Origin of the sequence: Microbacterium pumilum (assembly GCF_039530225.1) — a bacterium.
GTDB lineage: Bacteria > Actinomycetota > Actinomycetes > Actinomycetales > Microbacteriaceae > Microbacterium > Microbacterium pumilum.
In genome coordinates this window covers 913,119-937,556 of the sequence record NZ_BAAAOH010000001.1, presented here as the reverse complement: position 1 = coordinate 937,556, position 24,438 = coordinate 913,119, and the positions used below count along the sequence as shown (strand labels likewise).

Below are 24,438 nucleotides of genomic sequence, written 5' to 3'. Positions count from 1 at the left end.
TCCGCGGGTCAGACGACCCGAGCCGAAGCAGCCGAGAGCAGCCGTCCGCGCGGCTTGCCGCGGAACCGCGGCGCCTCGCCCGCGCCACCCTCGGTGACGTTGTACATCGCCTTGCCGTGCAGCCACGTCCGGCGGATCCTCCCGCTGAGCACCCGGTGGTCGTAAGCCGTGATCGGGTTCTTGTGCAGCAGCCGGGTCGCGTCGATGACGAGCGGGTCGTCGACGCCGAACACGGTGAGGTGTGCCGGGACGCCCGGCTCGATGACACCGGCGCGTGCGACGCCGGCGACGCGGGCCGGTCCGGTGGTGAACAGCGGGACGAGGGTCTCGAGCGGGATGCCGCGGCTGTGTGCCTCGGTCCACACGGCCGACAGCCCGATCTGGAGTCCCGCGATGCCTCCCCACGCGAGTCCGAAGTCGCCGCTGCCGGATCTCTTGAGATCGACCGTGCTCGGCGAGTGGTCGCTGACGATCGCATCGATGGTGCCGTCGACGACGCCCTGCCACAGCAGGTCGCGATTGGAGGCTTCACGGATCGGGGGACAGCATTTGAACTCGGCCGCCCCGTCGGGGATGTCCTCCGCGGCGATCGTCAGGTAGTGCGGGCACGTCTCCACGGTGAGCGCGACTCCCTCGGCCTTGGCGGCACGGATCGCGGGAAGGGAGTGGGCATCGCTCAGGTGCAGGATGTGGGCCCGGCACCCGGTCCGGCGTGCCGCATCGATCACGGTGTCGATGGCGGATGCCTCGCTCTCGGGCGGCCGCGACGCGAGGAACGCTTCATACCCTCGGCCGAGCGCACCGTGCTCGTGCAGCAGGGCCGGGTCTTCGGCGTGCACGATGAGCCGCGAGTCGAGGGCCGCCACCTCTTCGGCCGCCGCGAGCAACTGGGCGCGATCGAGGTGCGGGAACTCGTCGACGCCCGAGGGCGACAGGAAGCACTTGAACCCGTACACCCCTGCCTCGTGGAGGGGTGCGAGCGCGCCGAGGCTCTCGGGTACCGCGCCGCCCCAGAATCCGACGTCGATGTACGCCGAGGGGGCTGCGGCCGCCCGCTTGATCTCGAGCGCAGTGACCGTCGTGGTGGGCGGCAGGGAGTTCAGCGGCATGTCGACGATGGTCGTCACGCCGCCGGCCGCGGCGGCGAGGGTCGCGGACCGGAATCCCTCCCACTCCGTGCGGCCCGGCTCGTTGACGTGCACGTGGGAGTCCACGAGGCCCGGCAGCAGCACCGCGTCATCCGGTACGAGCGTCGTGCCGCGCGCTGAGCGCCCCGGATCGTCGACGCCGACGATGACGCCGCCCTGAATCGTGACGTCGGCGGGGCGGAACGCTCCGCCGATCCATGCGCGACCGGCGCGAATGACCGAGGCCCTGGCGTGCGCCATCCGACGCTCCCTTCGTCGCTCCCAGCTTGTCCCACCGAGATCTCCCACGGGAGGCGCCGGCGTTTCGGTCTTGTAACCCATCGCGGACGAGTGCTCGTCGCGCTGAAGTCGTAACTCGGGTGAAACGAGCGGCCGCTAGCGTGTCGTCATGGAGCTCGCCGAGTTCAACGCGCTGGATGCGGCCGAGTCTGCCCGCGTGGTCGGCGTGTGGGCGGCGATTCCCGAGTGGGTGCAGTCCGTTGTCGACGGACGTCCGTACCGCACGGTCGACGAGCTCGTCGCCGTCGCGGAGGGCCTGGCGCGCGACTGGACCCGGGCAGACCTCGATGCGGCGCTTTCCCATCACCCGAGGATCGGCGAGCGGCCCGCCGGCACCGGCGCCGAAGCAGCGGCATCCCGCACCGAGCAGGCGGGCATGACCGACGCGGATGACGATGTCACGGCGTTGATCGCGGCGGGCAACCGCGTCTACGAGGAGAGATTCGGGCGTGTGTTCCTGATCCGCGCTGCAGGTCGGACGCCGCAGGAGATGCTCGCCGAGCTGAAGCGACGCCTTTCGAACGACCCAGACGCCGAAGTGGGCGAGGCCCTGGCGCAGCTCGCCGAGATCGCGCTCCTTCGGGCACGCGGCGATGTGATCGAGACGGCGTCGACGTCGACGCCGACGGAGACGGGAGTGCCCTCATGACCAGTCACCTCACCACCCACGTGCTGGATACCGCGACCGGCGCGCCCGCGGCATCCGTCGGTGTCGTCCTCGCAGGCGCATCCGGCGACTCCGTCGTCGCCGAGACCTCGGGCGCGATCATCGCGCACGGAGCGACCGATGCCGACGGTCGACTGTCCATCGGACCCGAGCACCTCCCGGCGGGGACCTACACCCTGACCTTCCTCACGGGCGAGTACTTCGCCGCGCGCGGAGTCGAGACCTTCTACCCCTTCATCACCGTGACCTTCATCGTCGAAGTCGCGGACGACGGCTCGAGTCGGCACTACCACGTGCCGCTGCTGCTCAGTCCCTTCGCCTTTTCGACCTACCGGGGGAGCTAGTCATGGTCTCAGTCAGTCTGGGCGCGAACAAGTACGGCAAGGCGGAGAACCGCGTCGTCCGGATCTATCGCGACACCGCCCGCCACGAGATCGTGGATCTGAACGTCTCGTCCCAGCTGCGTGGCGCGGCCCTCGTCGACTCGTATCTGACGGGCGACAACTCCCTCGTCGTCGCCACCGACACGCAGAAGAACACGGCGTTCGCGTTCGCGAAGGAGCACGGCATCCCGTCTCCCGAGGAGTACCTGCTGAAGCTCGGCGCACACTTCGTCTCGGAGTTCGACTGGATCGACGGCGGCCTGTGGCAGGCCGAGCAGTACGAGTGGGAGCGCATTCTGGTCGACGGCACGCCGCACGACCACTCCTTCGTGCGAAAGGGCCAGGGCACCCGGCTCGCGGCGGTGCAGACGATCGACGGTGCCACCCACGTCACCGGCGGGGTCAAGGATCTGACCGTGCTCAAGTCGACCGGAAGCGAGTTCGCCGGGTTCCCCCGCGACAGGTACACGACACTCATCGAGACCGATGACCGGATCATGGCGACCTCGGTGACCGGCCGGTGGCGCTTCCTCCCCGAGGCCGTCGATGCCGGCATCGACTACAACGGCCTCTACACCGAGGTGCTGGGCGTGCTGCTGTCGACCTTCGCCACGGTCCACTCGCTCGCGCTGCAGCAGACTCTGTTCGCGATGGGCAAGGCGGCGATCGAGGCCCGGCCCGAGATCGCCGAGGTGCGCTTCGCGATGCCCAACAAGCACCACTTCGTCTACGACCTGACGGCGTTCGGTCTGGACAACCCCGGCGAGGTCTTCTACGCAGCCGACCGCCCTTACGGGCTCATCGAGGGCACCGTGACGCGCGACGGCGCGGCTCCGGCCCCCGACGCCTGGCTCGGGCTCCCCTCGTTCGTCTAGCCGCGGTGCGGCGCACCCCCGCTCGCCTCCGCGCACCCCCAGCTCGCCTCACGCAACCCCCGCCCGCCTCAGCTCAAACCCCCGCTCGCCTGTCGTAAACCGCGGGTCGCACCCGCCGATCGTGACAGGTGAGCCAGGCGAGCCGCGGCCCGCCCCCTCAGGCCTTCGGGTCCTCCTCGGCGAGCTCGATCCGCGAGACATCGACGGGCATCCCGTCGCCGCCCTGCTCGGCGGCCAGCTCATCGGAGAGCACCTGGGTGGGGATGAGGCCGGTGCCCTCGGCATCCGGGTGAACGAGAGCCGCAGCCGCCGGCCCGCGCACGGCGTCCGAAGCGCCGATCGACGGGTCCGAGAGCCGCGCTTCGCGCATCTGCTCGGTGTTCAGCAGCAGGTTGAGCAGGATCGCGGTGATCGCACCGGCGCTGATGCCCGAATCGAAGATGAGGGTGAACCACTGCGGGAACTGGTCGTAGATCGTCGGGGCCACCGTGGGCAGCAGCGCGACGCCGACCGAGATCGCCACGATCAGCACGTTCTTGTTGTTGAACTTGACCTTCGTGAGAGTGCGGATGCCGGATGCCGCGACCATTCCGAACAGCGCGATGCCGGCGCCGCCGAGGACGGCGCTGGGCACGCCTTCGACGATCGCCGAGACCTTGGGGATCAGGCCGAGCACGATGAGGATGACTCCGGCCGCGGTCGCGACGAACCGCGAGCGGACGCCCGTGAGCGAGACGAGCCCGACGTTCTGCGCGAACGCCGTGTACGGGAAGGTGTTGAAGACACCGCCGATGACGGTGCCCAGGCCGTCGGCACGCAGACCGTCGGCGAGCTGCTTGCGCGAGACCGGCTTCTCGACGATCTCGCCTACGGCGATCATGTCGCCGGTCGTCTCGGTCATGATGACCAGCCCCACGATCAGCATCGAGACGATGGACGCCACCTGGAAGGTCGGCAGCCCGAAGTGGAAGGGGGTGACCAGAGCGAACCACGCGGCATCTCCGACGCCCGACCAATCGACCATTCCCGGCACGAACAGCGCCGCGATCGTGCCGAGCACGAGACCGAGCAGGATCGACACCCGCTGCAGGGCGGGCGGCGCGAACCGCTCGATGAGGATGATCAGCAGCAGCGTGCCGAAGGCGAAGCCGACGTTGATCGGCGGGGCGCCATCCTCGTTGTTGTCGACGATCCACCCCGCGGCGACGCGCATCAGAGACAGACCGATGATCAGGATGACGGTGCCCGTCACGATCGGCGGGAAGAAGCGCAGCAGCTGCGAGAAGAACGGCGCGACGATGATCATGAACAGCCCGCAGGCGATGGTCGCGCCGAACACCGCCTGGATGCCCTCGCTCTGGCCGATCGCGATCATGGGGCCGACGGCGGCGAACGTGACGCCCTGCATGAGGGGCAACCGGACGCCGAATCTCCAGAACCCCACGGACTGGATGATCGTCGCGATGCCGGCGACGAACAGGTCCGCGCTGATCAGGAACGCCAGATCGCCCGCTGAGTAGCCGAGCGCACCTCCGACGATGAGGGGGACTGCCACCGCCCCCGCGTACATCGCCAGGACGTGCTGCAGTCCGAGGGGGAAGAGCCGGGCGATCGGCGGGATCGCGTCGACGCTGTTGTCGGACTTGCGCGACGCCTTTCGGGCTGACGTCGCGTCGGCCCGTGGCGACTTCTCGGTCGTTGCCATCTCGTGCTCCTGCCTGATGGAGGGCGCACGGGCGAGCGAGCGCACCATTGCTTGCCCTGACGCTAGAAGCGCCCGCCACCCGACGGGAAGGCCCGCAGCCCGACTGGCGCAGAGGTTTTACACGCCGCAACGAGCCCGAAATACGGGTCCGCCCGAGCCATGGAGCGTCAGGCCGTGAACACCGCGTGCACGTCGCCGACCTGGGTGCGGCCACCGAGCGCGGGGAGCTCCATCAGCACGGCGGTGCCGACGACCGTGATCGCGAGCTTCGCCGCGAGCCGGTGGGCCGCAACGAGGGTGCCGCCCGTGGCGAGCACGTCGTCCACGAGCAGCATCCGCGCACCGGGGGCGACGTCGTCGTGCGCCTCGATCGTCGCCTCGGCGTACTCCAGTGCGTACGAGACTGATGCCGCCGGCCGGGGCAGCTTGCCGGCTTTGCGGATCGGCACCAGACCGACCCCCGCCGCGATCGCGATCGCTCCGGCGAGGAGGAAGCCCCGCGCCTCGATCCCGGCCACCACGTCGAACTCTCCGGCGAACGGCTCGATCAGAGCGTCGATCACGGCGCGCAATGCGCCGGCATCCGCCAGCAGGGGCGTGATGTCGCGGAACGCGATGCCCGGCTCGGGATAGTCGGGGATCGTGCGGATGAGGGACTCGGCGTACGCAAGCGAGGACACCGGCCAACCCTATTGCCCGAGTCCGCATCCATGGCCTCTCGGCAATTCATGTAAGCGCTTGCACTTACACTGGTCGCATGACCTCGACCGACCTCGCCGAGCGCACCGACCTGCTTTCCGACCCCACCCGAGGGGAGTGGTGGCGCACCGCCGTCATCTACCAGATCTACCCCCGCTCGTTCGCAGACAGCAGCGGCGACGGCATCGGCGACATCCCGGGCATCACCGCCCATCTCGACGACCTGGTGGAACTCGACGTGGACGCGATCTGGCTGAGCCCGTTCCAGCGCTCACCCCAGAAGGATGCGGGCTACGACGTCTCCGACTACTGCGACGTCGATCCCCTCTTCGGCACATTGAGCGACTTCGACCTGATGCTCGACGCGGCGCATGCGCGCGGCATCCGGGTCATCGTCGATCTCGTTCCGAATCATTCCTCCGATCAGCACGACTGGTTCCAGGAGGCCCTGGCCGCCGGTCCAGGCAGCCGCGAGCGCGCCCGTTACCTCTTCCGCGACGGCGACGGCGTGACCGGCGATGTGCCGCCCAACAACTGGGAATCGGTGTTCGGCGGCGCCGCCTGGACGCGTGTCGTCGAGGCGGACGGCACGCCGGGCCAGTGGTATCTGCACCTGTTCGACTCGTCGCAGCCCGACTTCGACTGGTCGAACGAAGAGGTGCGCGAGGAGTTCCGGCGCGTGCTGCGCTTCTGGCTCGACCGTGGTGTCGACGGCTTCCGCGTCGACGTGGCGCACGGGCTGGTGAAGCAGGACGGTCTGCCGGACTACGTGCCGCCGACCGACGCCGGGTCCATGGGTGGCGGGGAGTCCGGCGTGCCCTACTGGGGCCGCGACGGCGTGCACGAGATCTACCGCGACTGGCATCTCGTGCTGGCGGAGTACGACGGCGATCGCGCACTGTGCGCGGAGGCGTGGCTGCCCACCCCCGAGCAGACCGCGATGTGGGTTCGACCCGACGAGATGCACCAGGCTTTCAACTTCGCCTACCTCGAGACCGAGTGGGATGCCGGCGCCCTTCGCGCCGTCATCGACGAGTCGCTCGCGGCCTACGGCGCGGTCGGGGCCCCGAGCACGTGGGTGCTGTCGAACCACGACGTCGTGCGACATGCCTCGCGTCTGGCCCTCACGGCGGAGAACCCGCAGGGTCACGGGATCGGTCCGTCCTCACCGGGCAAGCCGATCCCCGCTCTGGGGCTCCGCCGCGCACGGGCGGCCACCGCGCTCATGCTCGCGCTGCCCGGCTCGAGCTACCTGTATCAGGGCGAGGAGCTCGGGCTGCCCGAAGTGATCGATCTTCCCGACGATGCTCGTCAGGACCCGACGTGGTTCCGAACGAACGGCGAGCGCTACGGCCGGGACGGATGCCGCGTGCCGATCCCGTGGCGTCAGAACGCCGCGGCGTACGGATTCAGCCCGAGCGGCTTCGCGTGGCTCCCCCAGCCCGTCGAGTGGGCCGGCCTCGCGCGCGACGCGCAGCGGGCCGACCCGTCGTCGACGCTGTCGCTCTACCGCACGCTGCTCCTCGAGCGCCGTCGCAATGCCCTCGGGGCCGGCACGGTGGCGTGGCTGGGCGGCTTCGGAACGGATGCCGTGGCATTCCGCAACGGGAATGTGACGGTGTTGGCCAACCTGGGTTCGACGCCGATCGCGCTGCCTGACGGTATCGTGATCGCGGCGAGCGGTCCGCTCGCCGGGCGTCGGTTGCCCGCGGACACGACCGTATGGATGGCGCGAGGCTGAGCAGCCCGCGGGTGCGGGGCGAGCCCGAAGTGGGGTGACGTACGTGGTGAGCATCGACGAGGTCGCGCGTCACGCGGGCGTCTCGACGGCGACCGTCTCGCGCACGCTCAGCGGTCGCGGCCCTGTCTCGGACTCGACCCGGGCTCGCGTCGAGGCGGCGGCCAAGACCCTCGGCTATGTGGTCTCGGCCTCCGCATCGAGTCTCGCCTCGGGTCGTACCCGCAACATCGGCGTGCTCGTGCCGTTCCTCGACCGCTGGTTCTTCAGCACGGTGCTCAGCGGCATCGCGGCGGCCCTGATGCGCCGTGGCTACGACATCACGCTCTACAGCCTCACCGCCGATCGCACCGAGCGCGAGACCGTCTTCGAGACCTTCCTGCGCCGACAGCGAGTCGACGGCGTCATCGCGATCTCGATCGAGCTCGGCGAGTCCGAGACCGATCGGCTGCTGGAGCTCGGCCTCCCGGTGATCGCGATAGGCGGCCCGAACGCGCGCCTGACGACGCTGACCGTCGACGATGTCGAGGTCGCCAGACTCGCGACCCAGCACCTCCTCGCGCTGGGCCACCGCGAGATCGCGCACATCGGCGCCAGCCACGAGTTCGACGTCGACTTCCACATCCCGACTCGCAGGCGCCAAGGGTTCGAGATCGCGCTGGCGGATGCCGGCATCCCGGCCGTACCGGCTCGCTACGAGCCCGCCGACTTCACGATCGAAGGCGGGTTCCGTGCCGCGAAGCAGCTGCTGGGCCGGCCCGGGGGACTGCCGAGTGCGATCTTCGCGGCGTCCGACGAGATGGCGATCGGCGCGATCCTGGCCGCCCGAGAGCTGGGCTATCGCGTCCCGGAGGACGTGTCGGTAATGGGGATCGACGGGCACGAGCTCGGCGAGTTCTTCCGCCTGACCACGGTCGACCAGTTCCCGCGCCGGCAGGGCGAGCGTGCGACCGACGCGATCCTCGCGGAGCTCGAGCCCGCCGGCCCCGATGCGCCGCACGTCGAGCCGGCGCGCCTGCCCTACGAGCTGACCGTGCGGGGTTCGACGGCCCGCCACCGCCCCTGACCCCCAACCGGTTACGGACGCGACACGCCGTCGCCGCGGTGCGCGCCGCGGCGCGTCGCGTCCGTAACCGGTTGGGGGGGAGGTGAGGCGAGCCGGCCGGACGGAACCGCGGCGAGCACGCGGTTAGGCTCGGGGTCATGACGATCGACCTCGAAGCCCTCTACATCGACCTGCACCGGCATCCCGAGCTGTCGTTCCAGGAGACGCGGACCGCGGGGATCATCACGCGCCACCTCACCGACCTCGGCATCGAGTTCGAAGAGGGCATCGGCAAGACCGGCGTCGCCGCCGTCATCCGAAACCCTTCGACAAGCTCTGGGCAGGCCACGACAAGCTCTGGGCAGGCCACGACAAGCTCAGGGACCGAGGGCACGACGAGCTCAGGGGCCGAGGGCCCGGTCGTGTGGCTCCGCGCCGACATGGATGCCCTTCCGGTCGAGGAGCGCACCGGCCTCGAATATGCGAGCACGGCACGCGGGACCGACCCTTCGGGCACCGATGTGCCCGTGATGCACGCGTGCGGGCACGACATGCACGTCACGGCTCTGCTGGGTGCGCTCGAACGCCTGGTCGCGGTGGGCGACGAGTGGTCGGGCACGCTCGTGGCCATCTTCCAGCCCGCCGAGGAGTACGGCGCCGGGTCGCAGGCGATGATCGCAGACGGCGTGCTCGATCGCTTCCCCAGGCCCGACGTCGTGCTCGGCCAGCACGTCACACCCCTGCCCTCCGGCGTCATCGGCGTCCGCCCCGGCACCCAGATGGCGGCATCCGACGGCCTCACCGTCACGCTTCACGGCCGCGGCGGGCACGGCTCACGCCCCCACTCCACGATCGATCCTGTCGTCATGGCAGCCGCGACAGTGATGCGGCTGCAGACGATCGTCTCTCGCGAGGTCGACCCGCGGGATGTCGCGGTGGTCACCGTGGGATCGATCCACGCCGGGCTCAAGAACAACATCATCCCCGCCGAGGCGAAGCTCGAACTGAGCCTTCGCTACCCCGACGAGGAGGCGCGCGAACGGGTGATGGCCAAGGTGGAGCGGGTCGTCCGGGCGGAGGCCGCGGCATCCGGAGCCGAAGAGCAGCCTGTGATCGTCGTCGACCACACCCTCCCGCCGACCATCAACGACGTCGACGCCACGGCGCGTGTGACGGCCGCGTTCGACCGCGAGTTCGGTGCCGGCACCGTCATCGACCCGGGCATGTTCACGGGCAGCGAGGACGTGTCGTGGTTCGCCCGCGAGGCCGGCGTTCCGCTCGTCTTCTGGTTCTGGGGAGGGGTCGACCCGCAGCAGTACGCGGATGCCGCAGCCGCCGGCACGATCGAGCGAGACGTTCCGACGAACCACTCGCCCTTCTTCGCACCCGTGCTGCAGCCCACGCTGACGCGCGGCGTCGACGCGCTCGTGGTCGCGGCGAGGGAGTTCCTGGGCTCGCGCTGAGCCCGCGCCACCGTCGTTCCCCGCGCACCCGCAGTGGACGTCTGCGCGATGTGTTCACTCTCGCGGCGATCCAGATTGCACAGTGCCCCCGACAGGCGTAGTGTCGCCCGCCGTGACAACTGAAAGTCGCGAGCCGCGGGATGAGCCCCCGATCGCCAAGCGCCTCATCATCGGCGACCCGCTCACCTCGCACAAACTCGACGACCAGCTGCTGCCGAAGAAGATGGCTCTGCCGATCTTCGCGTCGGACGCACTGAGCTCGGTGGCCTACGCTCCGCAGGAGCTGCTGATGATCCTCCTCACCGGAGGACTTGCGTTCCTCGTCTTCGCGCCGTGGATCGCACTGGCCGTCGTCATCGTCCTGGCGGTGGTCGTGATCAGCTATCGCCAGCTCATCAAGGCCTACCCCTCCGGCGGCGGAGACTACGAGGTCGCCTCGAAGAACCTGGGTGAGATCCCCGGCGTGGTCGTGGCCTCGGCGCTGCTGGTCGACTACGTGCTGACCGTCGCTGTTTCGGTCGCATCGGGAGTCGACAACATCATCTCCGCGGTGCCCGAGCTGAACCCCTGGCGGGTCGAGCTCGCGGTCGGCTTCGTGATCGTGATCGTCATCGTGAACCTTCGCGGCGTGCGCGAGGCGTCACTCGTGTTCGCGCTGCCGACCTACATCTTCATCGGGTCTGTCGCGCTCATGATCGTCATCGGTCTCGCACGTACGGCCCTCGGCGACCCACCCGTGGCGTCGAGCGCCGACTACACGGTGCAGGGGCAATCTCTGACCCAGGCCGCCTTCATCCTGCTCGTGCTGCGTGCCTTCTCGAGCGGATGCTCGGCACTGACCGGCGTCGAAGCGGTGGCCAATGGCGTGCCGGCGTTCCGCAAGCCGAAGGTGCGCAACGCGCAGGCGACGCTCGTGCTCATGGGCACGATCGCGGTCCTGCTGTTCGCCGGGCTCACCGCCCTGGCGCTGTACTCGGGAGTCCACTACTCCGAGGACCCCTGCAACCTGCAGGGCTTCGACTGCGAGAATCAGCCGCAGCCGAGCCTCATGGCGCAGGTCGCGGGTGCGACCTTCGGCGTCGGGTCCATCCCGTTCTTCGTCATCCAGGCGGCGACGGCCTGCGTCCTCCTGCTCGCCGCGAACACGGCGTTCAACGGGTTCCCCTTGCTGGGCTCCGTCCTCGCCCGCGACGGCTACGCGCCGAAGGCGCTCAACACCCGCGGCGACCGACTCGTGTTCTCGAACGGCATGGTCATCCTGGGCATCGCGGCGATCGGCATCCTGGTCATCTTCCAGGCGAATCTCACCACTCTCATCCAGCTCTACATCATCGGCGTCTTCATCTCGTTCTCCCTGGGTCAGATCGGCATGGTGCGCCATTGGCGACGGCTGCTGCGAGACCTCGCCACGACCGAGCAGGTCGCCGCGACCGCCGTCGACACGGCCGCCTGGACCTCGCTGAGCACCCTGCCGCAGGACGGTCCGTCGGCCGTCGCATCGCGCGCCGTGCCTGGCTTCACGCCCATCTCGCCGCAGGGCATCCGCCGCGAGCGGCGAGGCGCGAAGATCGGGCTCGTCATCAACTCCGTCGGAGCGACGCTCACCGTCTTCGTGCTCGTGATCGTCACCATCACGAAGTTCACGCACGGTGCGTATCTGGTCTTCATCATGATCCCGATCCTCGCGACCCTGATGATCGGCGTGAACCGCTACTACCGCGACGTCGAGCACGAGATCGCGGTAGACGACCAGACGCACTTCGGGTCGGAGGGGGATGTCGCCCTCATCCTCGTCAATCGGCTGCAGAAGCCGGTGATCAAGGCCATCGACTACGCTCTGGCCGCGACGCACGACAAGACTCTCGCCATCCATGTCGCAGTGAGCAAGGAGGAGTCCGAGGCCCTGCAGCGTCAGTGGCAGAAGCACGAGATCCCGATTCCGCTGGTGATCATCGAGTCGCCGTACCGCACCTTCGCGAGTCCGGTGGCGCAGTTCATCCGCGAATATCGGGCGTCGCACGGATCGTCGATCGTGACGGTCTACCTGCCGCAGTACATCGTCGGCCACTGGTGGGAGACGATCCTGCACAACCGCCGCTCGCGGCGCATCGCCAACCAGCTCATGCTCATCCACGGGGTGTCGATCAACCTCGTGCCGTGGCTGCTCGACTCGTCGGAGCTCATCTACGGCCGCCGCTCGCGTCCGCTTCCGGGTCAGGAGCGTGGTGGGCTGACCGCCGAGGATCCCGACCCGTCGGTGCCGATAACGTCCGCCCCTCCGGCATCCTGATCCCCGGTCCCTGAGCTTGTCGAAGGGCCGATGCGACCGGCCTGCGGCTCAGCGATCGGTGGGCTACGGGCGCACCGACTTCCGCTCGTACAGGTAGCGGGCCCACACCCAGCCGACGATCGCGATGCCCGCGCACCACGCCAGCGTGAGCCATCCGTTCATCTCCATCGGCGTGCCGAACAGCAGCGACCGCACCGTCTCGGTGAACGGCGTGAACGGCTGCCACTCGGCGAACCACTGCAGCCACGCAGGCATCGAGTCGGTCGGCACGAAGCCGCTGCCGAGGAGCGGCAGGATCATGATCGGCATCGGCAGGTTGCTCGCACTCTCGACGCCCCTGGCGTAGACGCCGAACGCGACCCCGAGCCAGCACATGGCGAAGGCGATCAGGGTGAGCACGCCGACAGTGCCGAGCCAACCCCAGACATTCGCGGGTGCGCGGAACCCGATCAGCACGGCGATGCCGATCACCACGATCGTCGCGAGCATGAGCTGGATGAGGTTGCCGATGACGTGGCCGCCGAGCACCGCCGATCGCGAGATGTTCATGGTGCGGAAGCGCGCGATGATCCCCTCGGTCATGTCCTGCGAGACCGAGATCGCAGGCCCCGTGGCGCCGCCTGCGACAGAGAGCAGAAGCACTCCCGGCACGACGTACTGGAGGTACGACGCCGTGCCGCCGGCGGGGAGGCCGGCACCGGGAAGGCCCGCGCCGAGCGTGCCGCCGAGCACGTAGACGAACAGCAGCAGGAAGACGACCGGCAGCGCGATGAGGTACGCGATGAGCGGGTACCTCAACGCATGCACGAGGTTGCGGCGCGACATCGTCAGCGCGTCGGTCACGGTGTACAGCAGGGCGTTCATCATGCCACCTCCTTCTCAGCGGTTCCGGCGGCGCCCGCTCGGCCGGTCAGGCTGAAGAAGACGTCGTCCAAGTCCGGAGTGTGGATGCTGAGCGAACGGGCCTCGAGCCCGTCGTGGTCGAGGCGGTCCATCAATGAACGGAGCGAGGCGAACCCGCCGTCGCTCGGCACATCGATCGCCAGCGCCTGGTCGTCGCGGGTGGCGTCCGCGAACGCGCGGGCCGCCGCATCCACCGACTCCGAATCGTCGAACTCGAGACGGATGCGGCCACCGGGCACGACCCGCTTCAGTTCGGCCGGTGTCCCGTCGGCGACGATCGTGCCCGCGTTCATCACTGCGATGCGGTCGGCGAGCTGGTCGGCCTCCTCCAGGTACTGCGTCGTCAGCAGGATCGTCGTGCCGGCTGCGACGAGTTCGCGCACGATGCTCCACATCTCGGCGCGGCTGCGGGGATCCAGGCCGGTGGTCGGTTCGTCCAGGAAGACGATCGCCGGCCGCGAGATCAGGGTCATCGCCAGGTCGAGTCGGCGGCGCATGCCCCCGGAGTAGATCGCGAGCGGCTTGCGCGCGGCATCCGTCAGCTCGAAACGCTCGAGCAGCTCCGCAACGCGCCTCCTGCCCTCGCTGCGTCCGAGGTGACGGAGGTCGGCCATGAGGCGCAGGTTCTCCTCGCCCGTCATGAGGGCGTCGACGGCCGAGAACTGACCGGTCACGCCGATCGCGGCGCGGACGGCTTCGGCCTGGCGCACGACATCGTGGCCGGCGACGCGTGCTGTTCCCGCGTCGGGTCGCAGCAGGGTGGAGAGGATGTGGATCATGGTCGTCTTGCCGGCGCCGTTCGGTCCGAGCAGAGCGAACACGCCGCCCGACGGGATGTCGAGATCGATGCGGTCCAGCACGACCTGGTCGCCGAACGACTTCGTGAGCCGTGTCGTCTCGATGGCAGCGGTCATCGTCGTTCCCCTTCTTTCGGTTGGTGGAGAGACCGACGGGGCACGTGACCCGGCGGTGGTGGAGCGCGTGCGTCAGAGACTCTCGGCGGCTCCGGGTGACGCGCGATGCAGGCTGATGTCGCCGTAGCCGGTGCGGGCGTGCACCTCGAGGGTGTCTTCGCCGTCGGCGGGTCCGGGGTCGGCCGACAGGTCGTTGCGCACGATGCCATGCCTGCTCGATGCGTCGAGCCAGACCGGCGTCCCTCGGCGCACCCCGAGGGTCACCGCGCCATACGAGGCCTCGATGCGCGCGGCGCCGCGTGTGAGCTCGCGGATGCGGACGGGTCCGTAGGCGGATCGCACCGTCAGCGCCGGACCGGGGTCGCCCAGCTGCACGACGCCGCTCGACGTGGCGATGTCGGCCATGCCGACGACCGTGCCGACGTCGATGCCGGCATCCGAGCCTTTGAGCCGCAGCGCCCCGCCGACATGACGGATGCGGGCCCGCCCCGACTTGAGCGTCACATCCGCGTCGCCCGAAATGTTCTCGACGCGAAGCTCGCCGTGACCGAGCCCGAGATCGGCGCGCCCCGCGCGCTCGATGGTGGCATCGCCGTAGTCGAGGGCCAGTCGCACGGTGCCGAGGCTTCCCGAGAGGTGCGTCGAGCCGTACTTCACCGACACCGACGCATCGGACGCCTCTGGCACGCGCACCACGACCTCGACCGAGTCGCCCGGCCCGAACAGATTCAGCCGGTACGGTCCGATGATGCTGACGTCGGCGCCGGCGTGCGTGACCCGAACCCCCTCTGCGGCACTCCGATCACCCGAGCGGCGCGGATTCGCAGGTGCGATCTCGACACTCACGTCGTCGCGCTGTTCGGCGATGACCTCGACGCGACCCATCTGCACCTCGATGCGGCACGAGGCGGGGCCGGCGACCGGATAGACGGTCATGTCAGCGCACCCATCCGGAGTACTGCGAAGACCGCGACGCGGGCTGGTCCGGCTTGGGCTCGAGCGCCGTGCCGATCGCCCGCACGAGCCACGTGTTGAGCGATACGCCCTCGCTCGCGGCGGCTGCCTCGGCGCGGAGCTTCAACGCGTCGGGCAGTCGGAGGGTCGTGCGCGACGTCGACGCATCCTCCGCGTCGTCCACGGCGTCAGCGGCCGAAGGCTGCCGGGCGGTCGCCGTGGGAGCGGTCCGATCCACCGGAGCGGCCTCGATCACGGCGGGTGAGGTGACGGCGAACTCGACGTCGCGTCCCCGCAGGCGCACGTCGACCGAGCCTGGAGCGAGGTCTCGCGAGATCTCACCGGCCGCGTCGGTCAACGCGTCGAGGATCGCCAACCGCGCGGCCGCCTCGAGAGCGGCGGCCAGGCGGCCCGCGACCTCTTCGGTCTCCGGCCCGCCCGCCGCGGCCGCGGACAGCAGTTGGCGCTGCAGCGCCTCGATGTGTGATGAGATCTGCATGACACCACTTTGACACTACTCTGACGTCATGTCAATCCTCGGATGCCACTATCTGACGTCACAGCGACACCAGACGGACATCACGCAGCGAAAGGGGCGACCGCCCGGCGCGACCGAGCCGCGCAGATAGGATGGATGTCGTCCGGCACCCGATTCTGCATCCGCCCGATCCTGGAGCTCAGCCGCGTGACCACCCCCTCTCAGACCACCGCGGCGCGACCTGCCGCCGACACCGTCGACAATGCGGCGGCGACGCCCGAGAAGGAGCAGCCGTACGCGGCGCTCGGACTCAAACCCGACGAGTATGCCCGCATCCGCGAGATCCTCGGTCGGCGCCCCACCAGCGGCGAGCTGGCGATGTACTCGGTGATGTGGTCGGAGCACTGCTCCTACAAGTCGAGCAAGATCTACCTCCGCCAGTTCGGCGAGAAGGTGTCGGATGAGATGAAGACCCGCCTGATGGTGGGCATGGGCCAGAACGCCGGCGTCGTCGACATCGGCGAGGGCTGGGCCGTCACGTTCAAGGTCGAGTCCCACAATCACCCCAGCTACATCGAGCCGTTCCAGGGCGCTGCGACCGGTGTCGGCGGCATCGTGCGCGACATCATCTCCATGGGCGCCCGGCCGGTGGCCGTCATGGACCAGCTACGCTTCGGCGCCATCGACCATCCCGACACCGCGCGCGTCGTCCACGGCGTCGTGAGCGGCATCTCGTTCTACGGCAACTGCCTCGGCCTGCCGAACATCGGCGGCGAGACCGTGTTCGACGCCGTCTACCAGGGCAACCCGCTGGTGAACGCCCTCGCGGTCGGTGTCCTCCGCCACGAAGACCTCAAGCTCGCGAACGCATCCGGCGCCGGCAACCAGGTCGTCCTGTTCGGAGCCCGCACCGGCGGGGACGGCATCGGCGGAGCATCCATTCTCGCATCCGACTCGTTCGACTCGACCGGCCCGACCAAGCGCCCGGCGGTGCAGGTCGGCGACCCGTTCGCCGAGAAGGTGCTCATCGAGTGCTGCCTCGAGCTCTACCAGCGTGAACTCGTCGAAGCGATCCAGGATCTCGGCGCCGCCGGCATCTCGTGCGCGACGAGCGAGCTGGCCGCGAACGGCGGCAGCGGCATGCGCGTCGACCTCGAGAAAGTGCTGCTTCGCGACCCCACGCTCACCCCCGAGGAGATCCTCATGAGCGAGAGCCAGGAGCGCATGATGGCGATCGTGGCTCCCGAGAAGCTCGACGCCTTCCTCGCGGTGGTCGAGAAGTGGGATGTCGAGACCAGCGTGCTGGGCGAGGTCACCGGCGACGGGCGCCTCAAGATCTTCTGGCACGGCGAGCAGATCGTGGATGTCGACCCCTCGACGGTCGCCGTCGACGGACCCGTCTACGAACGGCCCGTCGCGTACCCGACCTGGATCGACGCGCTGCGCGACGATTCCGCGGCCGCGCTGGTGCGCGACGTGGACGCCGATACGCTCCGCCGGCAGTTCACGCAGCTGGTCGCGAGCCCGAACCTCGCCGACACCTCGTGGGTGACGAACCAGTACGACTACTTCGTGATGGGCAACACCGCGCTGTCGTTCCCCGACGACGCCGGCATGATCCGCGTCGACGAGCACTCCGGCCTGGGCTTCGCGATCGCCACGGACTGCAACGGCCGGTTCTGCCAGCTCGACCCGTACGAGGGCGCGAAGCTCGCCCTGGCCGAGGCGTACCGCAACGTCGCCGTCACGGGGGCGGTGCCGACCGCGGTCACCGACTGCCTGAACTTCGGCAGCCCCGAGAACCCCGAAGTGATGTGGCAGTTCTCGCGCGCGGTCGAGGGACTGTCGGACGGATGCCTCGAGCTCGGCATCCCGGTCACCGGCGGCAACGTCTCGTTCTACAACCAGACCGGCGACCAGCCGATCTTCCCGACCCCGGTGGTCGGCGTGCTCGGGATCATCGACGACGTCGCCCGTCGCGTGCCGTCGGGGTGGCAGGATCCGGGTGAGAACATCTACCTCCTGGGCGTGACATCGGCCGAGCTCAGCGGATCCGCCTGGGCGGGCACGGTGCACGGGCACCTGGGCGGCCGCCCGCCCGCGGTCGACCTCGCACACGAGAAGCGTCTCGCCGGGCTGCTGCACGCGGCATCCCTGCAGTCACTCGTCTCGAGCGCCCACGACCTGTCGTCGGGCGGACTCGCCCAGGCACTCGCCGAAGCGGTCATGCGGTTCGGAGTCGGCGCGCGAGTGTGGCTCACCGAGCTGATGGACCGTGACGGGGTGGATGCCGCATCCGCCCTGTTCTCGGAGTCCACCGGACGCGTCATCGTGTCGGTTCCCCGTGAGGATGACGTGAAGTTCCGCGGGCTGTGCGAGGGCCGTGGCTACCCGGTGCTGCGGATCGGCGTGACCGATGCCGCCGCTGATGGGGATGAGCCGGCGCTCGAGGTGCAGGGCCTGTTCACGGTGCCGCTCGCCGAACTGCGCGGCCTGTCACGCTCGACGCTGCCCGCGGCCTTCGGGCCGACGGTCGTCGAACCCGCCTGACCGTAGGATTGCACCATGGCGAACGAGGACGAGTACGGCGACTACCACGAGGCCCGGCAGAAGCGTGTGAAGGTCATCGCGTGGGTCGTCATCATCTCGCTGATCATCGTCGGCGGCGGTGCCACGGTCTTCGCTCTCCTCTTCGGCTGACAGTCGTCTTCGAGCCGAGCCAGCGGATGAGCGTCGCGGCTACCATGGCAGGGTGGAGGCCTTCCTGCTCTTCGTCGAGTCATGGTGGTGGGCCGCACCGGTCGCCGCGGGCGCCGGAGCGGCGGGATACCGCGCCGTGACGACGAACCGGCGCCGGGCAAGGCGACTCGAACTCGACGCTGCGCAGTACGAGGAGCGGCTCGCCTACCGCAGCCTCCTCGCCGCTCGCGCCGACTCCCGCGCCGCGAAGGGCGATGTGCTGGCCACGAAGGCTCGTCGAGACGCCCCCGCTTCGGTGCTCGCCGAGGCGCGGCGGCGGGCGGCTGCCATGAAGGATCGCGAGTGGTCCGCGTCGTTGAACCTTCGCGCCGCCCGCAGCCGCATCCAGGCGGCGCGGGTGCAGTATCACTCCCGAACCCCCGGTGCCCCGCTCCCGATAGAGGTGCTCGTCGCGCGCCAAGATGCGGTGACGGCACGGTGGCTCTCGTATGAGACGGATCCCGCGAAGGCTCTGGCCTTTCCGCAGATGCTCGATGCGCAGCATCCCACGACGCTGGCATTCCTTCGCGCCCAGCGGGACGCGCAGGAGCTGCGCAGCGCCGCAACGAGCGATCGAGTCACGCCGACGACGTATCTCGCCTATCGCGACGCGGTGGGCTCAGCCGAGGCCGCCTTCGAAGAGGCGGAGCGCGACGCGCTGGGGATCGCCCGCGACAACGTCTCCGATCTGTCCTGGGGGCCGGTGACGATCTCGATCCCGCCGTGGCTGCCACGCGCTGCCGAGATGCTCCGCACCATGACCGGCCCCGTGGAGTCTCCACCCTCGCCATCCGCGCCGCGGAGCACCGACCCGCCGACGCCTCCCCGACCCACCTGGCCGGCACCCGCCTGGCGCTCCGCGCCGCCACCACAGGGTTGACGGCGGCGGGCCCGCGGTTCCCCGGGCCCGGTCACTCAGCTACCTCCCCGAGACCGCGGCGCCGCACGCCCGTTACCATGACAGGGTGGAGCCCTTCTTCACGTTCCTCGGGAACTTCTGGTGGCTCATCTTCCCCGTCATGGGTGTGGTGGCCAGCGTCGGCAGCGCCTGGGAGCGCGGCGCCCGGCGACGCCACCGTCGGCGGCTCGAAGTTCTGAAGGCCAAGGCCGAGCTCAAGTCGGCGCAAGCGGCGGCCCGCGGAGTCACCGGCCCCGTGCCGATCACTCAGCAGGCGCCGGCGCAGAACTCTCTCATGGCCGACATGACGCCGTGGAAGAACCCCACTTCGGTCCCCACCGGCTCGCAGCTCGAACGCCTGTTCGCGTCACATGACGAGGTCACCTCGCGCTGGCTCGAGTACGAATTGGATGTCGCCAAGACCATCGCCTTTCCCGCGATGAGCGATGGCAGGCAGCCGTTGACGGCCGCCTTCCTTCGAGCGAAGCGGATCGCCGACGGCCTGCGGCCCGCTTCGGCGAAGGCACGGCTCACGCGCGAGCAGCTGGCCGAGTACCGGAATGCGGTCGCCGACTACGAGGTCGCGTTCGACGTCGCGGAGCGCGATGCGCGGCGGATCAAGGACTCGAGCTTCACCGAGGTGGAGCGCAAGCGGCTCGACACCGCCAAGCAGCTGCTGACCGTCGCGATCGACGAGGCGGCCACCCCGGCGGAGCGCCAGCTCGCGTACCGGCGGGTGCGCGAGGAGCTCGACGGTCTCATTTCGCTTTCGGACGGCGCCATCGAGGTGCTCGAGTCGCAGGTCATGCTCGAGATCACCCGGAGCGCCCCGCAGACGCCCGGTGCCCCGTCATCCGACACCTCGAAGCCGGCACCTACGGGCCAGAGCTCACCGCCGCGACCGAGCACGACGCCGCCGCAGCCGTCGACGCCGTCTCAGCAGGCATCCAGCACACCGCACGACTCGAAAGCAGCGCCCTGGCCGGTGCCGGCGCGAAGCGCTGACACGACTCCCGGCCGCGTGGTGCACCCCAAGCCCCGACCTTGAGCCGTCCTCAGCCCGTTGTGTGAGGGTTCCCCGGCTCAGGATCGGAATGCGCCTCGATCCACCTGTCGATGCGCGCGAACCAGTCGAACAGCCATGCCGCCTGTGCGTCGAGGCCCTCGGGGACCTCGGCCCGCGGAACGCGCCATGCGCGCATCGTGATGCGCTTGTCCATGGGCAGCGCCTGCCAGATGTCGCCGAGCGTGACGAGCCGCTCGAGCCCGGTGTGGGCGACGAAGACGACGTCCGAGTCGCTCGCGCACAGGGCGGCATGCACACCGCCGGGATGCGGCGCCATGACGTGAGTGAGCGCTTCGGCGCGCTCGGCCATCTCCTCGCGCCCCGCGCCCCGCAGCCGATCGATGCGGCTCCGCCGCCGGCGGGTCGTGAAGTTGCCTCCCTCGGGGAAGATCACGAGCGCGTCGTCTGCGGCCATCCCCCGGGCGAGGTCGCCGATCTCGGCCTCGACCGCCGATCCACCGCCCGTCTTGCCGGGCCCGAAGCCTGCAGGCGCGATGAAGCGCGAAGGGATGCGGCTCAGCATCGCGTCGATGGCGGCATCCCACTGGAGCTTCTGCGCGAGCACGATGCGGGGCATCCGATGCGCCGCGTTGAGCAGCACGTGGATCAGGATGAACGAGTCCCCGGGACCCGCGTGACGGCTCGCCACGATGAGCGGTATCCCGGTGGAGAAGACACTCGCCACCGACGCATAGGCCTCTTCACGGGCATCCGCCTGCGCAGTCTCGATCTTGAGGCGCAGCGACGAGCCGAACACCCAGAACAGCACCCGTAGCGCCAGTCCGGCGAGACCGTAGTGAGCGCGCCGGAACGCGGGCGCGCGCAGCTTCCACCCGAACCCCGATGCGATCCACAGCAGGAACAGCGCGACGAGCACCGCGGCATCCCACACCAGGTAGACGAAAGCGAGCCAGACCACCCGGAGCGCGCGGATGTGACGGGGCACCAGCGCGATGAGCGCGAGGAAGATGAGGAACGCGAGCGGTGTCGCGACCAGCGCGACGATGCCGAGCACGACCACGATCGGCGCGATGACGAGGCGTCTCACCCACCGGGGCGGCGGCCGCATCAGCGGGAGCCAGTTTCCGTGCCCGCCGGACCGGTCGAGGTGCTGTAGCCGACGAGTCCGTGGTCTCGCAGGAACCCTTTGCCGGCGACGTAGGCCTGATCGATCCGGCGATGCACCGTCTCGATGCGCCGGAACGCCATGAGCGAGTCGTCCCCCTCGAGCGCGCCGCCGCTCGGCAGCACATGCAGCACGACGCCGTCGGGCAGCGTCGCCAGGTCACGCGCGAACCGATGACGTCTGGCGATCTCGAACGCGACGCGGGCCGCGCCGACCGCCGACGTCGGCGCCTCGAGCGGCGTCTCGACCCGCCCCACCTGCAGCACGAAGACGGTGCGGGCGCCGGCCGCGAGCGCTTGATCGATCGGGATGGAATTGACCACGCCGCCGTCGATGAAGTGCTCGTCTCCGATGCGGGTGGCCGGCAGCAGCCCAGGCACCGAGGCCGAGGCCAGCACAGCCGGGATGAGCGGACCGGAGTCGAACACGTGCTCGGCCGCCCGCTCGATGTTCGCGGCCACGACGCGGAGCGGCACGGCGAGGTCCTCGAACCGCGCGTCAACTCCGAGGGAGCGCTCGAGGATGCGCTGAAGCGGCGCGGGCGAGTTGAGGTGCGTCTGGGTCTTGATGAGTCGCCATGCCTGTGCGCCCAGCGAGTCGCCGTACACGGCGGTCGCCTCTGGCGAGGTCCAGGCGCGCATCAGCGTGTCGACGACGGTCGGTGTGGGATCGGCGGCGACCAGCGCGCCGTTGATCGCGCCGATCGATGTGCCGGCGACGACATCCGGCCGGATGCCGGCCTCCAAGAGCGCTTGGATCATCCCGATCTCCACCGCACCGCGGATTCCTCCGCCGCCGAGGACGAACGCTACGGGAGAGTCCATCTGTCACCACCCGTTCCGCCGTCCGGCTGCCTCCATCATGTGCGGCGCGGACCGCATGCGCCAGATCGGGTATTGACAGCGCGGTGGAACCGTTGCATGGTTAGTTAGTCAAGTAATTAACCAACCAGGCGGAGAGACAGTGATCGAAGAAGGCAGAGCGCTCTTCCTGCAGATCGCCGAGAGCGTCGAGGACTCCATCATCGAACGGAGCCTGCCCGAAGAGGGCCAGGCGCCGTCGACGAACGAGCTCGCTGCCTTCTACCGGATCAACCCCGCCACCGCTGCCAAGGGAGTCAACATGCTCGTCGACAAGGGGGTGCTCTACAAGCGGCGCGGCATCGGCATGTTCGTCGCCCCTGGCGCCCGTGACCTGCTGCTGGAAGAGCGCCGCACGGTGTTCGCCGACCGCTTCGTCGACCCACTCCTCGCCGAGGCACGCAAGCTCGGGCTGGGGCCGGATGACCTCACCCGCCTCATCCGCGATCGCGCCGCCACGGCGCCGATCGCCACCCCCACGGAAGGAGCCGAGCGATGACCGGCGTGATCGAGGTGACCAACCTCACCAAGCGCTATCGCGACGCACTCGCGGTCGATCGCGTGAGCTTCACGATCGAGAAGGACACGATCTACGGGCTGCTCGGCCGCAACGGCGCCGGAAAGACGACCGTGATGTCGATACTCACCGCGCAGAACTTCGCCACGAGCGGCGAAATGCGGGTGTTCGGCCAGCAGCCCTATGAGAACACCAAAGTCCTGCAGCGCATGTGCTTCGTGCGCGAGAGCCAGAAGTATCCGGACGACGCGAAGCCGTCGCACGCTCTCGCCACCGCGCGACTGTTCTTCCCGAACTGGGACCAGCAGCTTGCGGAGCGGCTCGTCGACGACTTCCAGCTGCCCATGAAGCGCCGGATCAAGAAGCTCTCGCGCGGCCAGCTCTCGGCGGTGGGCGTGATCATCGGCCTCGCCTCCCGCGCCGAGATCACCTTCTTCGACGAGCCCTATCTCGGACTGGATGCCGTCGCTCGGCAGATCTTCTACGACCGGCTGCTCGAGGACTACACCGAGCACCCGCGCACCGTGATCCTCTCGAGCCACCTGATCGACGAGGTGGCGAACCTCATCGAGAAGGTGCTCGTGATCGACCGCGGCCGGATCATCATGGACGAAGACACGGATGCCGTCCGCGACCGCGCCGCGAACATCGTCGGCGACGCCGCCGCCGTCGACGCCTTCGTCGCCGGCCGCGAGGTCATCCACCGCGAGAGCCTCGGGCGCGTGGCATCCGTCACCGTCCTCGGTGCACTCACCGCCGCTGACCATGAACGGCTCGCGGCGGCGGGCCTCGAAGTCGCTCCGGTGTCGCTGCAGCAGCTCATCGTCCGCACCACCCAGCACGCCGCGGCGGCGGGCGTGGACGACCACGACCAAGCCACCGCGATCGACGAAGGGGCACTGTCATGAGCACTTCTCATCTCGATGGGGCTCCGCCCCGAACCCCCGGCGCGCAGACTCATGCCAACCGCACGCTGGGTGTCGTCCGCATGCAGCTGATCAACAAGCAGACCTACATCTGGATCCCGCTCATCATCCTGGGCGGCGCGTTCTTCCTCGCCTTGGCGATCTACGTGATCCTTGCCAATTCCGGGGTGCCCGGTCCCTTCTACGGGGGCGGCGCCCAGGCTCCGCTGTGGTACTTCGGCATCGTCGGCATCCAGGCCCTTACGCTGACCTTCCCGTTCTCGCAGGCGATGAGCGTGAGCCGGCGCGAGTTCTACCTCGGCACGCTCCTCACGGCAGCCCTGACCTCCGCCATCCTCGCGGCGATCGCGGTCGTCGGCGGCCTCATCGAACGCGCCACGAATGGGTGGGGAGTGAACGGGTGGTTCTTCGGACTGCCGTGGATCTGGGAGAACGGGCCTCTCGGCGCCTTCCTCGTCAACTTCGTGCTGGCGATGCTGTTCTTCGTGGTCGGGTTCTGGTGCGCCACGATCTACAAGCGGTTCGGATCGATCTGGCTGACAGCCGTGCTCGTCGGCGTCGGCGCCCTGTTCGTCCTCGGACTGTGGGCGATCGGCCGCCTGGACGCGTGGGGCGTGGTCGGCGAATGGATCGCCACCCAGGGAGTCACGGGCCTGTCGCTGTGGGGGCTGGTTCTCGCGGTCGTGCTCGCCGGCTCCGCCTTCCTCACCCTCCGGCGCGCGGTGCCGTAGGCCGGTCCTGCGTCCCGAAACGGGAGTTCACGTT

General features: G+C 69.3%; 23 protein-coding genes. 14 read left to right on the top strand and 9 right to left on the bottom strand.

The annotated features are described in order from the left end of the window. Positions 1-8: 8 nt before the first annotated feature. Positions 9-1,388, bottom strand: a complete 1,380-nt coding sequence (gene allB / locus ABD188_RS04300; RefSeq protein WP_344058856.1) for an allantoinase AllB — start codon at positions 1,386-1,388, stop codon at positions 9-11. Between the two features lie 148 nt (positions 1,389-1,536). On the opposite strand from allB, the gene uraD reads away from it, so the two are divergent. The 3 genes from uraD to pucL are packed head-to-tail and all read left to right on the top strand — an operon-like array spanning position 1,537 to position 3,352. After that, positions 1,537-2,076 (top strand): 2-oxo-4-hydroxy-4-carboxy-5-ureidoimidazoline decarboxylase, encoded by a 540-nt coding sequence (gene uraD, locus ABD188_RS04295; RefSeq protein ID WP_344058854.1) that lies wholly within the window; start codon positions 1,537-1,539, stop codon positions 2,074-2,076. Further along, positions 2,073-2,438, top strand: coding sequence for a hydroxyisourate hydrolase (uraH, locus tag ABD188_RS04290; RefSeq protein WP_344058852.1), 366 nt, complete (start codon positions 2,073-2,075; stop codon positions 2,436-2,438). Before uraD ends, uraH begins: the two co-directional genes overlap by 4 nt. 2 nt (positions 2,439-2,440) lie before the next feature. Continuing rightward, positions 2,441-3,352, top strand: a complete 912-nt coding sequence (pucL, locus tag ABD188_RS04285; RefSeq protein ID WP_344058850.1) for a factor-independent urate hydroxylase — start codon at positions 2,441-2,443, stop codon at positions 3,350-3,352. 157 nt (positions 3,353-3,509) lie between these two features. Here the strand turns inward: pucL and ABD188_RS04280 are convergent, their stop codons facing one another. Together ABD188_RS04280 and ABD188_RS04275 are read right to left on the bottom strand one after the other, a co-directional pair. Next, entirely contained in the window at positions 3,510-5,057 is a 1,548-nt protein-coding gene (locus tag ABD188_RS04280) for a nucleobase:cation symporter-2 family protein (RefSeq protein ID WP_344058848.1), read from the bottom strand. A gap of 167 nt (positions 5,058-5,224) precedes the next feature. After that, a complete protein-coding gene (locus ABD188_RS04275) occupies positions 5,225-5,737 on the bottom strand; it encodes an adenine phosphoribosyltransferase (RefSeq protein WP_344058846.1) in 513 nt (170 codons plus the stop codon). A gap of 77 nt (positions 5,738-5,814) precedes the next feature. Between ABD188_RS04275 and ABD188_RS04270 the strand changes: the two genes are divergently transcribed. From ABD188_RS04270 to ABD188_RS04255, 4 genes are all read left to right on the top strand, one after another. Continuing rightward, positions 5,815-7,497, top strand: coding sequence for a glycoside hydrolase family 13 protein (locus ABD188_RS04270; protein ID WP_344058844.1), 1,683 nt, complete (start codon positions 5,815-5,817; stop codon positions 7,495-7,497). A gap of 43 nt (positions 7,498-7,540) precedes the next feature. Beyond that, entirely contained in the window at positions 7,541-8,560 is a 1,020-nt protein-coding gene (locus tag ABD188_RS04265; protein WP_344058842.1) for a LacI family DNA-binding transcriptional regulator, read from the top strand. 137 nt (positions 8,561-8,697) lie between these two features. Then, entirely contained in the window at positions 8,698-10,002 is a 1,305-nt protein-coding gene (locus ABD188_RS04260; RefSeq protein WP_344058840.1) for an amidohydrolase, read from the top strand. 112 nt (positions 10,003-10,114) lie between these two features. Beyond that, positions 10,115-12,292, top strand: coding sequence for an APC family permease (locus tag ABD188_RS04255; RefSeq protein WP_425561325.1), 2,178 nt, complete (start codon positions 10,115-10,117; stop codon positions 12,290-12,292). 63 nt (positions 12,293-12,355) lie between these two features. On the opposite strand, the gene ABD188_RS04250 is transcribed toward ABD188_RS04255, so the two are convergent. The 4 genes from ABD188_RS04250 to ABD188_RS04235 all read right to left on the bottom strand — a co-directional run bounded on the left by ABD188_RS04250 (position 12,356) and on the right by ABD188_RS04235 (position 15,562). Then, the gene (locus ABD188_RS04250) at positions 12,356-13,159 is read right to left on the bottom strand and encodes an ABC transporter permease (RefSeq protein ID WP_344058836.1); all 804 of its coding nucleotides are present in this window, start codon (positions 13,157-13,159) and stop codon (positions 12,356-12,358) included. Further along, positions 13,156-14,109: an ATP-binding cassette domain-containing protein gene (locus tag ABD188_RS04245; protein ID WP_344058834.1), complete on the bottom strand. Its 954-nt coding sequence runs from the start codon at positions 14,107-14,109 to the stop codon at positions 13,156-13,158. The genes ABD188_RS04250 and ABD188_RS04245 overlap by 4 nt, the downstream gene beginning before the upstream one ends. A gap of 72 nt (positions 14,110-14,181) precedes the next feature. After that, positions 14,182-15,045: a DUF4097 family beta strand repeat-containing protein gene (locus ABD188_RS04240; protein WP_344058832.1), complete on the bottom strand. Its 864-nt coding sequence runs from the start codon at positions 15,043-15,045 to the stop codon at positions 14,182-14,184. Between the two features lies 1 nt (position 15,046). After that, positions 15,047-15,562, bottom strand: a complete 516-nt coding sequence (locus ABD188_RS04235) for a toxin-antitoxin system HicB family antitoxin (RefSeq protein WP_344058830.1) — start codon at positions 15,560-15,562, stop codon at positions 15,047-15,049. Positions 15,563-15,697: 135 nt separating this feature from the next. On the opposite strand from ABD188_RS04235, the gene purL reads away from it, so the two are divergent. From purL to ABD188_RS04215, 4 genes are all read left to right on the top strand, one after another. Beyond that, positions 15,698-18,091 (top strand): phosphoribosylformylglycinamidine synthase subunit PurL, encoded by a 2,394-nt coding sequence (purL, locus tag ABD188_RS04230; RefSeq protein ID WP_344058828.1) that lies wholly within the window; start codon positions 15,698-15,700, stop codon positions 18,089-18,091. A 15-nt stretch (positions 18,092-18,106) separates the two neighbouring features. Continuing rightward, positions 18,107-18,241 carry a hypothetical protein gene (locus ABD188_RS04225; protein WP_344058826.1) on the top strand — a complete coding sequence of 45 codons (135 nt, stop codon included), beginning with the start codon at positions 18,107-18,109 and terminating at the stop codon, positions 18,239-18,241. Positions 18,242-18,293: 52 nt separating this feature from the next. Next, complete coding sequence (locus ABD188_RS04220) at positions 18,294-19,160, top strand: hypothetical protein (protein ID WP_344058825.1); 867 nt, start codon at positions 18,294-18,296, stop codon at positions 19,158-19,160. A gap of 85 nt (positions 19,161-19,245) precedes the next feature. Beyond that, the gene (locus tag ABD188_RS04215; RefSeq protein ID WP_344058823.1) at positions 19,246-20,226 is read left to right on the top strand and encodes a hypothetical protein; all 981 of its coding nucleotides are present in this window, start codon (positions 19,246-19,248) and stop codon (positions 20,224-20,226) included. A gap of 7 nt (positions 20,227-20,233) precedes the next feature. Here ABD188_RS04215 and ABD188_RS04210 read toward each other — a convergent pair whose 3' ends face one another. Both ABD188_RS04210 and ABD188_RS04205 read right to left on the bottom strand, forming a co-directional pair. Then, positions 20,234-21,292: a 1-acyl-sn-glycerol-3-phosphate acyltransferase gene (locus ABD188_RS04210; protein ID WP_344058821.1), complete on the bottom strand. Its 1,059-nt coding sequence runs from the start codon at positions 21,290-21,292 to the stop codon at positions 20,234-20,236. Between the two features lie 20 nt (positions 21,293-21,312). Beyond that, positions 21,313-22,194 (bottom strand): patatin-like phospholipase family protein, encoded by an 882-nt coding sequence (locus tag ABD188_RS04205; protein WP_344058819.1) that lies wholly within the window; start codon positions 22,192-22,194, stop codon positions 21,313-21,315. A 139-nt stretch (positions 22,195-22,333) separates the two neighbouring features. Here ABD188_RS04205 and ABD188_RS04200 point away from each other — a divergent pair, with 139 nt between their 5' ends. From ABD188_RS04200 to ABD188_RS04190, 3 genes are read left to right on the top strand one after another with little or no spacing between them, the layout of a single operon-like run. Next, the gene (locus ABD188_RS04200; protein ID WP_344058817.1) at positions 22,334-22,729 is read left to right on the top strand and encodes a GntR family transcriptional regulator; all 396 of its coding nucleotides are present in this window, start codon (positions 22,334-22,336) and stop codon (positions 22,727-22,729) included. Further along, a complete protein-coding gene (locus tag ABD188_RS04195; RefSeq protein WP_344058815.1) occupies positions 22,726-23,655 on the top strand; it encodes an ABC transporter ATP-binding protein in 930 nt (309 codons plus the stop codon). Before ABD188_RS04200 ends, ABD188_RS04195 begins: the two co-directional genes overlap by 4 nt. Then, the gene (locus ABD188_RS04190) at positions 23,652-24,404 is read left to right on the top strand and encodes a hypothetical protein (protein WP_344058813.1); all 753 of its coding nucleotides are present in this window, start codon (positions 23,652-23,654) and stop codon (positions 24,402-24,404) included. The genes ABD188_RS04195 and ABD188_RS04190 overlap by 4 nt, the downstream gene beginning before the upstream one ends. Positions 24,405-24,438: the final 34 nt, after the last annotated feature.

Excerpts from the sequence above, each read along its gene's own strand:
- pucL (WP_344058850.1), top strand. The coding sequence starts at position 2,441 with ATGGTCTCAGTCAGTCTGGGCGCGAACAAGTACGGCAAGGCGGAGAAC.
- allB (WP_344058856.1), bottom strand. The coding sequence starts at position 1,388 with ATGGCGCACGCCAGGGCCTCGGTCATTCGCGCCGGTCGCGCATGGATC.
- uraD (WP_344058854.1), top strand. The coding sequence starts at position 1,537 with ATGGAGCTCGCCGAGTTCAACGCGCTGGATGCGGCCGAGTCTGCCCGC.
- ABD188_RS04270 (WP_344058844.1), top strand. The coding sequence starts at position 5,815 with ATGACCTCGACCGACCTCGCCGAGCGCACCGACCTGCTTTCCGACCCC.
- ABD188_RS04225 (WP_344058826.1), top strand. The coding sequence starts at position 18,107 with ATGGCGAACGAGGACGAGTACGGCGACTACCACGAGGCCCGGCAGAAG.
- ABD188_RS04190 (WP_344058813.1), top strand. The coding sequence starts at position 23,652 with ATGAGCACTTCTCATCTCGATGGGGCTCCGCCCCGAACCCCCGGCGCG.
- ABD188_RS04235 (WP_344058830.1), bottom strand. The coding sequence starts at position 15,562 with ATGCAGATCTCATCACACATCGAGGCGCTGCAGCGCCAACTGCTGTCC.
- uraH (WP_344058852.1), top strand. The coding sequence starts at position 2,073 with ATGACCAGTCACCTCACCACCCACGTGCTGGATACCGCGACCGGCGCG.
- ABD188_RS04245 (WP_344058834.1), bottom strand. The coding sequence starts at position 14,109 with ATGACCGCTGCCATCGAGACGACACGGCTCACGAAGTCGTTCGGCGAC.
- ABD188_RS04280 (WP_344058848.1), bottom strand. The coding sequence starts at position 5,057 with ATGGCAACGACCGAGAAGTCGCCACGGGCCGACGCGACGTCAGCCCGA.
- ABD188_RS04250 (WP_344058836.1), bottom strand. The coding sequence starts at position 13,159 with ATGATGAACGCCCTGCTGTACACCGTGACCGACGCGCTGACGATGTCG.
- ABD188_RS04240 (WP_344058832.1), bottom strand. The coding sequence starts at position 15,045 with ATGACCGTCTATCCGGTCGCCGGCCCCGCCTCGTGCCGCATCGAGGTG.
- ABD188_RS04195 (WP_344058815.1), top strand. The coding sequence starts at position 22,726 with ATGACCGGCGTGATCGAGGTGACCAACCTCACCAAGCGCTATCGCGAC.
- ABD188_RS04260 (WP_344058840.1), top strand. The coding sequence starts at position 8,698 with ATGACGATCGACCTCGAAGCCCTCTACATCGACCTGCACCGGCATCCC.
- ABD188_RS04205 (WP_344058819.1), bottom strand. The coding sequence starts at position 22,194 with ATGGACTCTCCCGTAGCGTTCGTCCTCGGCGGCGGAGGAATCCGCGGT.
- purL (WP_344058828.1), top strand. The coding sequence starts at position 15,698 with ATGTCGTCCGGCACCCGATTCTGCATCCGCCCGATCCTGGAGCTCAGC.